This is a genomic window from Variovorax sp. 10N432 (assembly GCF_056394465.1).
In genome coordinates, this window is record NZ_JBFTHX010000012.1 from 25,931 (window position 1) to 39,258 (window position 13,328).

15 protein-coding genes are annotated in these 13,328 nt (G+C 67.5%); 8 read left to right on the plus strand and 7 right to left on the minus strand.

Annotated features, from left to right (window positions below; genetic code table 11):
* Positions 1-79: 79 nt before the first annotated feature.
* Genes arsH through AC1DF3_RS15900 form a run of 4 tightly spaced genes read right to left on the minus strand, consistent with a single transcriptional unit; the run spans position 80 to position 2,706 of the window.
* Positions 80-796, minus strand: coding sequence for an arsenical resistance protein ArsH (gene arsH, locus AC1DF3_RS15885; RefSeq protein WP_478140138.1), 717 nt, complete (start codon positions 794-796; stop codon positions 80-82).
* An 11-nt stretch (positions 797-807) separates the two neighbouring features.
* Positions 808-1,884 carry an ACR3 family arsenite efflux transporter gene (gene arsB / locus AC1DF3_RS15890; protein ID WP_478140139.1) on the minus strand — a complete coding sequence of 359 codons (1,077 nt, stop codon included), beginning with the start codon at positions 1,882-1,884 and terminating at the stop codon, positions 808-810.
* Positions 1,884-2,372 carry an arsenate reductase ArsC gene (locus AC1DF3_RS15895; protein WP_478140247.1) on the minus strand — a complete coding sequence of 163 codons (489 nt, stop codon included), beginning with the start codon at positions 2,370-2,372 and terminating at the stop codon, positions 1,884-1,886. Before AC1DF3_RS15895 ends, arsB begins: the two co-directional genes overlap by 1 nt.
* A 7-nt stretch (positions 2,373-2,379) precedes the next feature.
* Entirely contained in the window at positions 2,380-2,706 is a 327-nt protein-coding gene (locus AC1DF3_RS15900; protein ID WP_286522233.1) for an ArsR/SmtB family transcription factor, read from the minus strand.
* Positions 2,707-2,811: 105 nt separating this feature from the next.
* Between AC1DF3_RS15900 and AC1DF3_RS15905 the strand changes: the two genes are divergently transcribed.
* The 8 genes from AC1DF3_RS15905 to AC1DF3_RS15940 all read left to right on the plus strand — a co-directional run bounded on the left by AC1DF3_RS15905 (position 2,812) and on the right by AC1DF3_RS15940 (position 11,241).
* Positions 2,812-3,705 (plus strand): LysR family transcriptional regulator, encoded by an 894-nt coding sequence (locus AC1DF3_RS15905; RefSeq protein ID WP_478140248.1) that lies wholly within the window; start codon positions 2,812-2,814, stop codon positions 3,703-3,705.
* 128 nt (positions 3,706-3,833) lie between these two features.
* A complete protein-coding gene (locus AC1DF3_RS15910; protein WP_478140140.1) occupies positions 3,834-4,853 on the plus strand; it encodes a Bug family tripartite tricarboxylate transporter substrate binding protein in 1,020 nt (339 codons plus the stop codon).
* Positions 4,854-4,990: 137 nt separating this feature from the next.
* Positions 4,991-5,680 carry an RraA family protein gene (locus tag AC1DF3_RS15915; protein WP_478140141.1) on the plus strand — a complete coding sequence of 230 codons (690 nt, stop codon included), beginning with the start codon at positions 4,991-4,993 and terminating at the stop codon, positions 5,678-5,680.
* Positions 5,677-6,606: an NAD(P)-dependent oxidoreductase gene (locus AC1DF3_RS15920; RefSeq protein WP_478140142.1), complete on the plus strand. Its 930-nt coding sequence runs from the start codon at positions 5,677-5,679 to the stop codon at positions 6,604-6,606. The genes AC1DF3_RS15915 and AC1DF3_RS15920 overlap by 4 nt, the downstream gene beginning before the upstream one ends.
* A gap of 30 nt (positions 6,607-6,636) precedes the next feature.
* Positions 6,637-7,635, plus strand: a complete 999-nt coding sequence (locus tag AC1DF3_RS15925) for a Bug family tripartite tricarboxylate transporter substrate binding protein (protein WP_478140143.1) — start codon at positions 6,637-6,639, stop codon at positions 7,633-7,635.
* Positions 7,636-7,651: 16 nt separating this feature from the next.
* On the plus strand, positions 7,652-8,575 hold the full coding sequence (locus tag AC1DF3_RS15930) for an SMP-30/gluconolactonase/LRE family protein (protein ID WP_478140144.1): 924 nt from the start codon (positions 7,652-7,654) through the stop codon (positions 8,573-8,575).
* A gap of 109 nt (positions 8,576-8,684) precedes the next feature.
* Positions 8,685-10,178, plus strand: a complete 1,494-nt coding sequence (locus tag AC1DF3_RS15935; RefSeq protein ID WP_478140145.1) for a DUF1254 domain-containing protein — start codon at positions 8,685-8,687, stop codon at positions 10,176-10,178.
* 169 nt (positions 10,179-10,347) lie between these two features.
* Positions 10,348-11,241 (plus strand): hypothetical protein, encoded by an 894-nt coding sequence (locus AC1DF3_RS15940; RefSeq protein ID WP_478140146.1) that lies wholly within the window; start codon positions 10,348-10,350, stop codon positions 11,239-11,241.
* A 12-nt stretch (positions 11,242-11,253) separates the two neighbouring features.
* On the opposite strand, the gene AC1DF3_RS15945 is transcribed toward AC1DF3_RS15940, so the two are convergent.
* The 3 genes from AC1DF3_RS15945 to AC1DF3_RS15955 form a co-directional block, all read right to left on the minus strand.
* The gene (locus AC1DF3_RS15945; RefSeq protein ID WP_478140147.1) at positions 11,254-11,706 is read right to left on the minus strand and encodes a hypothetical protein; all 453 of its coding nucleotides are present in this window, start codon (positions 11,704-11,706) and stop codon (positions 11,254-11,256) included.
* Positions 11,707-11,821: 115 nt separating this feature from the next.
* Positions 11,822-12,247: a helix-hairpin-helix domain-containing protein gene (locus tag AC1DF3_RS15950; RefSeq protein ID WP_478140148.1), complete on the minus strand. Its 426-nt coding sequence runs from the start codon at positions 12,245-12,247 to the stop codon at positions 11,822-11,824.
* 150 nt (positions 12,248-12,397) lie between these two features.
* Positions 12,398-13,327 carry a branched-chain amino acid ABC transporter permease gene (locus AC1DF3_RS15955; protein WP_478140149.1) on the minus strand — a complete coding sequence of 310 codons (930 nt, stop codon included), beginning with the start codon at positions 13,325-13,327 and terminating at the stop codon, positions 12,398-12,400.
* Between the last annotated feature and the right edge of the window lies 1 nt (position 13,328).

Here is a 13,328-nt window from a genome sequence, read left to right on the forward strand (position 1 = left end):
TACTGATCTTGACGCGCGGAAGCCAGGGCGGCCGGGTCGAAACCGGACTGCCGCTCCGAGTCCAAGGGTGCCATGCGCCTCAGATCGACCGCTGATCGACACGGGAAGCAAGCGCCACAGCGCTCTCCTTCCGTTCGCTGTACCGATCGACCAGATAGCTGCTGACGTCGCGCGTCAGCAGCGTGAACTTGAAGAGCTCTTCCATCACGTCCACGATCCGGTCGTAGTAGCTCGACGGCTTCATCCGCCCAGCCTCGTCGAACTCCAGGAAAGCCTTGGCGACCGACGACTGGTTGGGGATGGTCAGCATGCGCATCCAGCGCCCGAGCACGCGCATCTGGTTCACCGCGTTGAAGGATTGCGAGCCTCCGGAGACCTGCATGACGGCCAGTGTCTTGCCCTGCGTGGGGCGCACGGCGCCCAGGGCCAATGGAATCCAGTCGATCTGGGTCTTCATGATGCCGGTCATCGCGCCGTGGCGCTCCGGGGAGGTCCAGACCATGCCCTCAGCCCATCGGGCGAGCTCACGCAGTTCCTGGACCTTGGGGTGACTGTCGGGCTCGCTGTCCGGCAGCGGCAGGCCCGCGGGGTCGAAGATCCTGACCTCGCCGCCCATGGCCTCCAGCAGCCGGGCCGCCTCGAAGGTGACCAAGCGGCTGTAGGAGCGTTCGCGCAGGGAGCCATAGAGCATCAGGAATCGCGGCTTGTGGCGCGAGGGTTCGCGCATGCCAAGGCGCTCGGGCGTCGGCGGGTCGAGCAGTTCGGCATCGAGCGCAGGAAAGATGGCGTCGTACATATCGTCGGGTTTCAGGATGCAGGCTGCCCGGCTTCGTACCAGCCCTGGGTACGGTTCACCACCGCGACGACCGCGAGCATCACGGGCACCTCGATGAGGACGCCGACCACGGTGGCCAGCGCAGCGCCGGACTGGAAGCCGAAGAGGCTGATGGCCGTGGCCACCGCCAGTTCGAAGAAGTTGCTCGCCCCGATCAGCGCCGAGGGTCCGGCCACGCAGTGCTTCACCCCAAGCTTTCTGTTGAGCAGGTAGGCAAGACCCGAGTTGAAGACCACCTGGACCAGGATCGGCACCGCCAGCAGCGCGATGACCAGGGGCTGGTCCAGGATGGCCTCGCCCTGGAAGGCGAACAGCAGGACCAGGGTCAGCAGCAGCGCCGAGATGGACAGCGGGCCCAGCCTGGCGGCCACGGCCTGGAAATGCCCGACGCCGCGGCGCAGCAGCGCCTTGCGCCAGAGCTGCGAGATGACCACCGGCACCACGATGTAGAGGCCCACCGAAACGAGCAGCGTGTCCCATGGAACCGTGATGGAGGAAAGGCCGAGCAGCAGTGCGACGATGGGGGCGAAGGCCACCACCATGATGGCGTCGTTCAGGGCGACCTGCGACAGCGTGAAGTACGGGTCGCCCTTGCAGAGCTGGCTCCACACGAACACCATGGCCGTGCACGGCGCGGCGGCGAGCAGGATGAGCCCGGCGACGTAGCTGTCGAGCTGCTCGGCGGGCAGGTGGGGCGCGAAGACATGGCGGATGAAGATCCAGCCGAGCAGCGCCATCGAGAACGGCTTGACCGCCCAGTTGATGAACAGCGTGACGCCGATGCCGCGCCAGTGCGAAGCGACCTGGCCAAGGGCACCGAAGTCGATCTTCAGCAGCATCGGAATGATCATCACCCAGATGAGCAGGCCCACCGGGACGTTGACCTTCGCCACTTCGAGGCTGGCGACCGCCTTGGAGACGCCGGGCAGCAGTTGGCCGAGGGTGATGCCGACAACGATGCACAGGGCGACCCATACTGTCAGGTAGCGCTCGAAGAAGCCGATGGCGGGCTTGGCGGGTGCCGCCGCGGCGAGGGTGGAGGTGGTCATCAGTTCTTCGAAATGCGGGTGAGCGCGCCCTGCAACTCGGCCTGTCCCAGGTCGGCGAGCGGCAGCGACAGCAGTTGCAGCATGCGGTAGCCGATGGCCTGGCGCGTGAGTTCGAATGCGGCGGCCTTGTCGGCTTCGGGCGCATTGGATGGGTCCGGGTAGCCCCAATGGACCTTCACCGGACTGCCCGGCCAATAGGGGCACTGCTCGGCCGCGGCGCTGTCGCACACGGTGATAACGATGTGCATCTGCGGTGCCGAGTCCCCGGTGAATTCGTCCCAGCTCTTGCTTCGATAGCCCTGGACGTCCACGCCCGCGTTCTGGAGCGCCACCAGCGCCTGAGGATTGATGCGGCCGCTCGGTGCGCTGCCCGCGCTGAACGCTCGCACGTCTTTGCCGAGCAGCTGGGCCCAGTGGTTGAGCATGGCCTCGGACAGCACGCTGCGCGCCGAGTTGTGGGTACAGAGGATGAGTACGTTGACGGTCATGGCGGTGTCAGCACTTGCAGGCATCGGCGGCCGTCTCCACCGCGCAGGCGGCACCCTGGCAGCAGTTGTCGGTGAGGTAGCCGAGCAGCGCGTTCATGTTGTCGTACGCAGCGCGATAGATGAGGTGGCGGCTGGCGCGCTCTTGCGTCACCAGGCCCGAGCCCGCCAGCTCCTTCAGATGAAAAGAGAGCGTCGCCGGAGCGACGCCCAGTGCCTCCTGGATGACGCCCGGCGTGAGACCGCTCTGCCCGGCCACGACCAGCGCCCGAAACACTTCGAGGCGCAACGGGTGCGCAAGGGCCGCCAGTGCTTGAACGACTTCTTTTGATTCCATTGTTCGAGAATAGTCGAATGATTATTTTCGGTCAAGACGGGTGCAGTCGGTGCACTACAGTGTTCCGCGCGATCACCCTCAACCCGACGGAGCCTCATCCTGGACCTGCGCGACCTTCAGTATTTCGAAGTCATTGCCGAGCTCGAGCACCTGGGGCGCGCGGCCGAGCGTCTGCACCGCACGCAGCCCGCGCTGACGAGCTGCGTGCGGCGCCTGGAGGAAGCATGCGGCGCCGCCTTGTTCGAGAAGACGGGGCGCGGCATCCGGCTTACCGCGGCCGGCAAGGCCCTCCTCAAGTGGGCACAGCGCACGCGTTTCGACGTCGAGAGCGCGCGCCGCGAGATCGGCGACATCGGCCGCGGGCTGACCGGGAACATCAAGGTCGGCATCGTGCCGACGGCCGCGCAGTTTCTCCTGCCCCCCGCCGCCCGCGACCTGATGCGCGAGGCCCCCGGCGTCACCTTGCGAACCACGGTGGCGCTGGTCGACGTCCTGAAGCCGCTGCTTCGCGCCGGCGACATCGACCTGATGGTCGCGACCGAGGTTCCCGCGGAAGCCGGGTTCGCCTCCCAATACCTGGCTGAAGACGTGATCGTTGTGGCCGCTGCCGAGTCGCACGCGATCTTCGAGAAGTCGAAGCCCGGGTTGAAGGACCTGACAGGCCATCGGTGGGTGTTGCAGCCCCCCGGCGCGCCGACCCGGGACTGGCTCGACCAGACCTTCGATCGGCACCGCCTCCCCCGTCCCCTGGTGCAGGTCGAAAGCACGATGCTGCTGATGCTTCCCAGCCTGATCGGCGAGACCGGCCTACTGAGCTTCATCTCGCGGCTGCACCTCCAGGCCGGACGATCGGGCGCCGCGCTGCGCGAAGTGAAGCTCCCCGCCACGACCATGCGCCGCCGCATGGTCGTGACCTACCGGGACAGCGGATACATCTCCCCCGCGGCGCAGCGCCTGATCGACCTGCTGGCGAAATACGCCGTCGCACCGGCGGCTTGATACCCCAAGTCAGATCTATCGATCTTAAAAAACTATCGATTGGACTGAATGGGCGCCGCGGCGAATACTCGCCTCCACTGAAGGCACCGCTCGCAATCAGGCGAAGCGGGCCGAAATGGAGACAAGAAATGCAGCACCGCGCTTTCCCCGCCACGGCCTCGCGCCGCCTCTCCGGCTTCACAGCCGCCACCGGCCTCGTCGCCGCAGCGATGCTGCTGGCGCATTCGCCCTCGGTGTCGGCCCAGGCCGCCTATCCCTCGCGGGCCATCAAGCTCATCGTGCCGTTCCCCGCCGGCGGCGGCACCGACCTGATCGCGCGCGAGGTCGCCAACAAGGTCGCCGTGTCCAATGGCTGGTCGATCATCATCGACAACAAGCCGGGCTCCGGCGGCAACCTCGGTGTGGATGCGGCGGCGAAGTCGGCGCCCGACGGCTACACGCTCGTCCTGGGTCAGACCAGCAACCTGGCGATCAATCCGACGCTGTATCCGAAGCTGCCCTACAACCCTGAAAAGGACCTGACCCCGATCGTCGCGGTCGCCAGCGCGCCCCTGGCGCTGGTGGTGGCGGCGGACTCGCCCTACAAGACCGTCGCGGACGTGGTGGCCGCGGCCAAGGCCAAGCCCGAATCGCTGAACTACGCCAGCTCCGGAAGCGGCACGGTGGCGCACCTCGCGACGGAGCTGCTCCAGAAGACCGCGGGGGTGAAGTTCACGCATGTCCCCTATAAGGGCGCTGCGCAAGGCTCGACCGATCTCATCGGTGGCCAGATCCAGATGTACATGTCATCGGTGCCGACCCTGATCGGCTTCGTCAACAACGGCAAGATGCGCTTCCTTGCGGTCACCTCGGCCAAGCGCACCGCCGACCTGCCGGCGGTACCCACGGTGGCCGAGTCGGGCTTCAAGGGATTCGAGGCCGTGACCTGGTTCGGCATTGCGGGACCCGCCGGCTTGCCCAAGGACATGGTCGCCAAGCTGAACGCTGCCTTCAACAAGGCACTGCAGGACCCGGAAGTCAAGAAGAAGCTCGCCAGCCAGGGCACTGATGCCCTGGGCGGAACCCCCGAGCAATTCGCCAAGTTGATCCATGACGACATCGGCCGCTGGGCCCCGATCGTCAAGGAATCCGGCGCCAAGGTCGACTGACCCCACCCACCGACGCGTGACGCAGCGCTAACGGCAGGCACGGTGGCCGCACCGGGCCCTGCCTGGGCGCAGCCATGCCCGCGTCATCTCGTCCTTTGCCGGTCTCTCCCCCCGTCTTCACCCACTGAAAGAAGCTCATGTCCTCCAATCTGCCTGACATCATTCGCGACTTCGAACGCGTCCCCGCCGCTATCGTGGCGCGGGCCGCTGAACTGCAGCCGGCCATCCTGGCCGACGTGGCCGGCCGCCGCGGCGCCCTCGACGGCCGCATCAAGGCGCTCAGGCCGCGCATGAAGCTCGCCGGCACGGCCCTCACGGTGGAAGTGCGTCCTGGCGACAACCTGATGATCCATGCCGCCATCGCGATGGCGAAGCCGGGCGATGTGCTGGTGATCGACGGCAAGGGCGACCTGAGCTCCGCACTGATGGGCACGATCATGATGACGGCCTGCAAGCAACTGGGCATCGCCGGCGTGGTCATGGATGGTGCCTGCCGCGACAGCCTCGAGATCGACGAGATGGACTATCCGGTGTTCTCGGCCGGCACCAACCCGAACGGCCCGACCAAGAACATCGGCGGGCGCATCGGCCACCCGGTGTCGGTCGGCGGCGTCACGGTGCGCCCGGGCGACTTCGTGATCGGCGACGGTGACGGCGTGGTGGTGGTGGAGCGCGAGAAGATCGAAGCGCTGCTGCCGCTGGCGGCCAGGAAGGTCAAGGACGAGGCGGCGCGCATCGCAGCCATCAAGACCGGCGACACCGCCGCCAAGTGGCTCGATGCCGCACTGCGCACTGCCGGCGTGCTGAAGGAAGGGGAGACGCTGTGAGCACCATCCTCGTCACCGGTGCCGACCTCGCACCGCAAGCGCTGGCATTGCTCAACGATCACGAAGTGGTCTTTGCCGGCAAGACGCCGACCGAAGACGACATCGTCGCACTGAGCCGCAAGCACAACCCGGTCGCCATCATCGTGCGCTACAGCAAGGTGGGCGCCGCCGCGATGGACGCGGCGCCTGCGCTGCGGGTCATCTCCAAGCACGGCAGCGGCACCGACACGATCGACAAGGTCGCGGCCAGGGAGCGGGGGATCGACGTCGTCGCGGCGGTCGGCGCCAACGCGGCGGCCGTGGCCGAGCAGGCCCTGGCGCTTCTCCTGGCCTGCGCCAAATCCGTGGTGTCGCTCGATGCACGCATGCATGCCGGTCATTGGGACAAGGCGACGCACAAGAGCGTCGAGCTGGCCGGCCGGACGGTGGGCGTGATCGGTCTGGGCGCCATCGGCCTGCGCTTCGCCCGCATGGCCGACGCGCTGGACATGCGCGTCATCGGCTTCGACCCCTATGCGAAGAACCTGCCTTCGTACGTTGCCACCGTGGACCTGGAAACCATCTGGCGCGATTCGGATGCCATCTCGCTGCATTGCCCGTTGACCGAGGACAATCGTGAGCTGGTCAACGCCGGCACGCTGGCGAAGTGCAGGCGTGGCGTGATCGTCGTCAACACGGCCCGCGGTGGCCTCATAGACGAACACGCGCTGTTGGCCGCAGTTCGATCGGGCCAGGTGATGAGCGCCGGTCTGGACAGCTTTGCCGTCGAGCCGATGTCGGCGGGCCACCCCTTCCAGGGTGAGACAGGCCTGGTGCTGAGCCCGCACATCGGCGGGGTCACCAGCGACGCCTACGTGAACATGGGCGTCGCCGCGGCCCGCAATGCGCTCGAGGTGCTCGGCCGACAGGCGGTCGCCGCAGCCTGATCTGCCGAACCGAATCAACCGGAGACACCCATGACCAAGAAGCCCTCGCACGCCAGCCTGAGCTGGATGATTCCGTTCGGAGCTCTTGCCGTGCTCGCCGCGGCAACGCCGCTCGGCGCCAATGCCCAGGCCGCCTACCCGAGCAAGCCGATCAAGATCATCGTCCCGTACCCGCCCGGCGGCGCGGTGGACGTGGTCACGCGCAAGATGGCGCAGAAGCTCACTGAACAGATGGGCCAGAGCATCATCGTCGACAACAAGCCCGGCGGCACGGGCACCATCGGTGCCAGCGCCGCGGCTCGCGCCGAAGCCGACGGCTACACGCTGATGGCCAACGACACGACCTACTCGCTGCTGCCGTTCATCTTCAAGAAGCTGCCCTTCGACTACGACAAGGACCTGGTGCCGGTCAGCGCGTACGTGTTCGCGCCGATGGCCATGGTGGTCAATGCCGAATCGCCGTACAAGACCCTGGCCGAGTTCCTCGCCGCTGCGAAGGCCGCCCCGGGCAAGCTGACCTATGGCACGGGCGGCGCGGGCACCACGCCGCATTTCACTGCGGAGGCATTCGGCGTGGCCAGCGGCACGAAGCTGATGCACGTGCCTTTCAAGGGCGCGGGCGAGGCCACCCAGGCCGTGCTGTCGAACACCATCGACATGCAGTTCTCGTCGACTCCGGGCGTCATGGGCAACGTCAAGGGCGGCAAGCTGCGCCTCCTGGCCGTGAGCGGCGACAAGCGGCTGGTCGCCTTGCCTGCCGTGCCGACGTTCGCCGAAGCCGGCGTGAAGAATTTCAGCGTCGTCAACTGGACCGGCCTCTGGGCACCGAAGGGCACGCCAGCGCCGGTGCTCGCGAGACTCCAGCAGGAGATCGCGAAGGCCATGGCCACGCCCGACATGAAGGCGTTCGCGGAAGGGTTGGGCGCAGAGCCGCGCATGGCGGACGCCGCGGCTTTTGCGAAGATGCTGACCGACAGCAACGTGTTGTGGGGCAAGATCGCCGCCAACGCGTCATTCGACAAGCAGTAACTCCCTGGAGATCACCTTGTTCCTTCTTCAGCCGCCGCAGGTTCGGGATCTGGAACTGTTCACCCGCATGCCGGACGCGCTGCGCCGCCGCGAGTCGTCCGCGTGGGCCGATGCCAACCGCGGCGGCCAGCCCACCGACTCGTTCCTCGAAGGCCCGGTGTTCGACGATCAGGGCAATCTCTACGTGACCGACATCCCGTTCGGGCGCATTTTTCGCATCGACCCGGCGGGCCATTGGTCACAGGTGGCGGAATACGACGGCGAGCCCAACGGAATGAAGTTTCTGGACGCCCGCACCTTGCTGGTCACCGACTACAAGAACGGCCTCATGCGCATCGACGTGGCGACCGGCACCGTCACGCCGCACCTTCAGCGCCGCAACACCGAACGCTTCAAGGGCGTCAACGACCTGGTCATCGATGCGAAGGGCAGCATCTACTTCACCGACCAGGGACAGACCGGCCTGCACGACCCCACGGGACGCCTGTACCGGCTGCGCCCCGACGGGCAGCTCGACCTGCTGCTGTCGAACGTTCCCAGTCCCAACGGCGTCGCGCTCTCGCCCGACGGCAAGCTGCTGTACCTGGCGGTCACGCGCGGCAATTGCGTCTGGCGCGTTCCGCTCCTGGCCGACGGCAGTGTGGCCAAGGTCAGCCAGTTCTTCACCTCCTACGGGCCCAGTGGACCGGATGGCCTGGCCGTCGATACAGAGGGCCGCGTGCTGGTGGCCAACCCGGGATTGGGCTACGTGTGGGTGTTGAACGCGCGCGCGGAGCCGGTGGTCGTGCTGCGCGGGCCGGCGGGCGCGTCGATCACCAACCTCGCCTTCGGCGGCGCGGAGCGTTCGACCTTGTTCGTCACCGACTCGACCCATGGATGCGTCATGAAGATGGACCTGGATATTCCTGGGGTACCGCTGCACCGAGGAACACAGGCCTGAGACGTCGGTTGGCCGCGCTCCGGCCTTCAACGATTGCCCTCTGGTGCAATGGCGCGCCGCCGGGACGAAGTCCACAATGCCTCGGGCATCCCCAACCCGGAGCGGACCCATGCCCAACCCATCCCAAGCCCCCTACCTTGCACGCCAGTTCACCCCGGCGCACCCCGATCTGCCGGACGCCGCGGGCGTACCGGCGCGGTTGGCCAACGAGCGCTATGTCGAATCGCTGGCACGCATCGTCTACTACTGGGCCTATCCCGCCGTCGACGCCTTCGGCCGCACCAGCAGCTGGGAGCTGATGAAGGCCTCAGGTCCTGGCGCGACCATGGGCCTGTTTCCCGGCGCGCCGAAGAACACGATGGGCTATCTCGACGACCACATGTCGCCCGCCCAGCGCAAGGTGGTCACGCCGAACAGCGACACCATCTATGGCGTCAGCTTCGTCGACCTCACCCGCGAGGCCGTGGTGGTGCAGACGCCGAGCGACGTGCCGAAGGGGCAGTACTGGACCATCCAGATCTGCGACCTCTTCACCACGGTGGTCCACCAGCTGGGCTCGGCAAGCAACACGCCAGGGGGCAAGCTCCTGCTGGTGGGCCCGAACTGGTCGGGCGAGAAGCCCGACGGATTCATCGACCTGCTGCGCAGCCCCACCAACGTCGCCGGCCTGTTCGGACGCAGCTTCGCCGCCCATACCGGCGAATCGAAGGCGCGTGCGCGGGCGGTGCTCAACCAGATCGGCGTCGTCGCGCAAAGCCTCGACCGGCCCGGGCCGCTGCGCTTCGACTGCGAGGCGAGTGCGCGCAACAAGGTGTTCCCGCCCGGCGTCACGGCCGAGATGGTGGCGGCCGATCCCGACATGCTGAGGGCAAGGCCGGTCGATCCGACCCGGTTCTGGGACCAGCTCGCCGAGGCACTGGCACTCAACCCCGCCGTCAGCGCCGACGACGCGGCGATGGCTGCGCAGGCCAGGACGCTGCTGGCACTGCGCGAATCCGACAGCGCCTGGGGGAACCTGCTCGACCGCACGGCGCTCGCCGCCGATGCCGAGCTCCACGCTGGCGCCAGGTACGAGCAGGTCGGCGTCGATGCCGGCAACGGCTGGCAACGCCAGGACAACGGCGGTGCCTGGGGCACCGACTGGTTCGGCCGCGCCCAGGCCGCCATCATCTACATCTACGTCAATGATTTCCACGAGGCGATCTACCTGATCCGCGGCACGGACGACAAGGGCGCGCTGCTGCAGGGGCGCTACCGCTACACGGTGAGGTTCCCGAAGGACGCGCTGCCCCCGGTGGATCGCGACCGCGGCGGCTTCTGGTCCTTGACGATGTACGACCGCGACTACTTCATGCTCGCGAACAGCCCCAACGGGCGCACCAACATCGGCACGGTCAACCTGGACGCCGACGAGCTGAAGTTCGCCGCCGACGGCTCGTTGACCCTGCACCTGTCCCGCGACCAGCCCGCGGACAAGGATGCGCAGGCCAACTGGCTGCCCGCGCCCGATGGCCAGTTTGCGCTGCTGGTGCGCAGCTATGTGCCCATGAAGCCGCTGCTCGACAACAGCTACCAGCTGCCGAACGTGGTGCGCTCACACTGATGACCGCTGGCGACGTGGCAGCGCGCAAGTTCTTGCCGCCACCACTCGATGCCTTGACGCACTGGTTCTGCCGGCGTGGACACGCCGCGTAGGCGTCGTCCGACATACAGCGGCCCGCAGCCGTGCAAAGTAGATCCCTCGTGTCTGTCGCCAAGGGGAGCCAGTGGCCATGCCGGTCGTATGCAATGTCTGCGGAAGCGCCAATCGCTCGAAGGCGAAGTTCTGCGTGGGCTGCGCACATCCGCTGCCCGGATTCACGCCGTCGAGACCGGCACCGCTCGACGCCGTGATGGCGATCCGACCCGCCGCCGACGCGGCCACGCGCGGTGAAGATGACGGGCGCGCCGCCGTTCCGGTGCTTCCGGCGGAAACCGCCGCCTTCTGGTTGAAGGCCGGCTGCGTCGGTCTCGCCATGGTCGTGGGCTTCGCGGCCTGGTGCTTCCATGTCACGCGCAAGCCCGGCGCACCTCCGCTGCAGGAACAGATCCTGGCGCTGGTGATGCCGGAGTCGCCGCCGCCCAGGGTCCTGCCGGCCGCCCCTGTGCCACCGGTCCCGAGCGCACCGACCCACGCCGCGCAGGACATGCGACTGGACGCCCTGGGCATTGCGCCCGCCGCTCCTGCCGCTCCCGCCGCTCCTGCCGCCGAAAGCGCGGCGAGGCCGGTCCAAGCCGCCGCGCCGCAGGCGTTGCGCCCCAATCCGCCGCCTGCGACGACGGCTCGACCCCCCATCCGGCCTCGGACGACTGTCGCGTCGTCGCACCGCAGTCCGGCCGAGACGACGCCACCGAGTGCGGCCGAGCGCTCGGCCTTCCGTGTCGAGCCGGATCCCGGTCCGCCGATCGCGCCCGGACCCGGTCCGCTCTATGACCGCGGGCAGGCGCCGTCGCAACGGTTCGCGGACAGCGGCCCCCCGGTCGTGCCGGGTCCCGGGCCGCTGTACAACTTCACGCGCCCTGCGGTGCGGGCACCTTCCAGCCCGATCGGCAACGACCTGGGTCCGCCGATCGCGGTCGGGCCGGGGCCGCAGTTCGACTACTCGACGAGAGGCGCCGCCCGCTGAGGCGACGCACCTTCACGCGCGCCCGGAAGCCGTCTTGAACCCGGCGTCCGGATCTTCGAGGAAGTCGAGGTTGGCGCGAACCAGCATCTCGCGCAAGCGCGCCACCGTCTTGACGCCGATCGCCTGCTCGCCGAGCAGTTCACGCTCGGTGATGGCCGACAGATCCTCGAGGCAGAAGATGTGCAGCCGCTTGAGCGCTTCTCTGGCGCCGGTACGCACCAGCAGTTCCTCGACCGGTGTCTGGGGTTCGACCTTGGCGACATCCCAGCGCTGGGCACGGCGCGGGATCCAGTCGAAAGACTCGAAGACGAAGGGACTGCCCGACGGAATTCGATGCGCCCGAAGCGAAGCCGAATGCGCCTGCTTCTCTCGATGAACGGCAGCGCGCAGCGCCTTGAGGCAACCGAGCAACTGGTCATCGGGGAGCTGTGCGAGGTCATTGACCGAGCGGATCGTGCAGGACATGAGGGGCTCCTTTCGCGTCAGAACGAGCTTAGTCGAGCGCCACGCGAAAGTGTTCGCACCATGGTGCGCGCGCTGCTGCACCTTGGTGCAATGCGATGGCTCGGCGCCGGCGCGCTCAGCTTCGGTTCGGCATGAAGTCCAGTCCCACGCGCAGCAGGACCTCCCTCAGGAGTCCGGCGGTGTGCCGCCCGATCGACTCCTTCACCAGCAGTTCCCTCTCGGTGATGGCGGAGAGATCCTCAAGATAGAAGATGCCGAGGCTCTTGAGCGCCGCCCTCGCCCCGCTCCGTATCGGGATCTCGTCGATCGGGGTCGACGGATCGATACGGACAGGAAGCGGTCCCCGGCGGCTCCCCCGGGGATACCAGTCGAAGGCGGGGAAATTCAATGGCGCATCGGCGGCGACCCGGCCCTCTCGCCGATCCTCTGCACGTTTTCGCCTGGCCTCGCCGATGGCACTCCGCAGTGCCCTGAGACAGAGCAGCAGTTCTTCCGGGGGCAGTTGCGCGAGGTCTTGAACCGACTCGATGCGACGCGACACGTTGGGCTCCTCCCTGACATTCTTTTGCCTTCAACGTTAGTGCTTTTCCAACGTTCGGCCGCAGGGAGCGCGGCGCGGATTTTCCCTAGTGTCCGCATCGAGCGGATTGCGATTTGATGGCTGGTTCGGCCGCGGTCCGGCGCGGTCGGGTCATCCGCGCCGGTGCAGCAGCCGCGCCACACCGCCCGGCATCAAGAAAACGAACAGGATCAGCACCACGCCGTAGATCGCCCACGGCGCGGCCTGGGTGATCTTCTCGGCCGCAGTCGGAACGAACACGATGAACAGGGCGCCATACAGCGCACCCGAGAGCGTTCCGACGCCGCCGACCACCACGCCCACCAGCAGCGAGATCGACAGGAACATCGTGAACGAATCGGGCGCGACGAACTGCACCGCGATCGCCGACAGGGCCCCGCCGATGCCGGTGTACATCGCCGAGATGCCGAAGGCGCCGGCCTTGTAGCGCCGGTTGTCGATGCCCATCGCCTGCGCCGCCAGCGGATGGTCGCGGACCGCGACGATCGCCCGGCCGGCGCCGCTGTGCAGCAGATTGCGCGCCAGCGCGAACAAGATCACCGCCACGGCCAGCGCGAACAGGTAGAGCCACTGGTCCGGCGTCAGCGGCAGGCCGAAGGGCGCGTCGGGCTTGGCCAGCACCAGGCCCTGCACGCCGCCGGTCCACGGCTCCAGGTGCTTGTACTTGAGCAGTTGCGGCATCGCCACGCCGAGCGCGAAGGTGGCCAGCGCCAGGTACAGGCCTTCGAGCTTGAGCGCCGGCAGGCCGAACAGCACACCGGCCACCAGGCAGACCGCGCCCGCGGCCGGGATGGTCGCCCAGTAGGGCAGGCCGAAGCGGTCCATGAGGATCGCCGCGGTGTAGGCCCCGAGGGCATAGAAGGCGCCATGCCCGAGCGAGATCTGCCCGTTGTAACCGGTCAGGATGTTGAGCCCCAGCAGCGCCACCGCGTACGACAGCACCATGGTGGCCTGGAACACGACGTAGCCTTCGGCCAGGAAGGGAAAGGCGAGGGCCAGCAACAGCAGCAGCGCGGACGTGGTGCGTTCGACGAGGCGCATG

Coding starts and splice junctions, on each gene's coding strand:
- arsB (WP_478140139.1), bottom strand. CDS start 1,884: ATGACCACCTCCACCCTCGCCGCGGCGGCACCCGCCAAGCCCGCCATC.
- AC1DF3_RS15925 (WP_478140143.1), top strand. CDS start 6,637: ATGACCAAGAAGCCCTCGCACGCCAGCCTGAGCTGGATGATTCCGTTC.
- AC1DF3_RS15895 (WP_478140247.1), bottom strand. CDS start 2,372: ATGACCGTCAACGTACTCATCCTCTGTACCCACAACTCGGCGCGCAGC.
- AC1DF3_RS15940 (WP_478140146.1), top strand. CDS start 10,348: ATGCCGGTCGTATGCAATGTCTGCGGAAGCGCCAATCGCTCGAAGGCG.
- AC1DF3_RS15945 (WP_478140147.1), bottom strand. CDS start 11,706: ATGTCCTGCACGATCCGCTCGGTCAATGACCTCGCACAGCTCCCCGAT.
- AC1DF3_RS15955 (WP_478140149.1), bottom strand. CDS start 13,327: ATGCGCCTCGTCGAACGCACCACGTCCGCGCTGCTGCTGTTGCTGGCC.
- AC1DF3_RS15915 (WP_478140141.1), top strand. CDS start 4,991: ATGTCCTCCAATCTGCCTGACATCATTCGCGACTTCGAACGCGTCCCC.
- AC1DF3_RS15935 (WP_478140145.1), top strand. CDS start 8,685: ATGCCCAACCCATCCCAAGCCCCCTACCTTGCACGCCAGTTCACCCCG.
- arsH (WP_478140138.1), bottom strand. CDS start 796: ATGTACGACGCCATCTTTCCTGCGCTCGATGCCGAACTGCTCGACCCG.
- AC1DF3_RS15900 (WP_286522233.1), bottom strand. CDS start 2,706: ATGGAATCAAAAGAAGTCGTTCAAGCACTGGCGGCCCTTGCGCACCCG.
- AC1DF3_RS15910 (WP_478140140.1), top strand. CDS start 3,834: ATGCAGCACCGCGCTTTCCCCGCCACGGCCTCGCGCCGCCTCTCCGGC.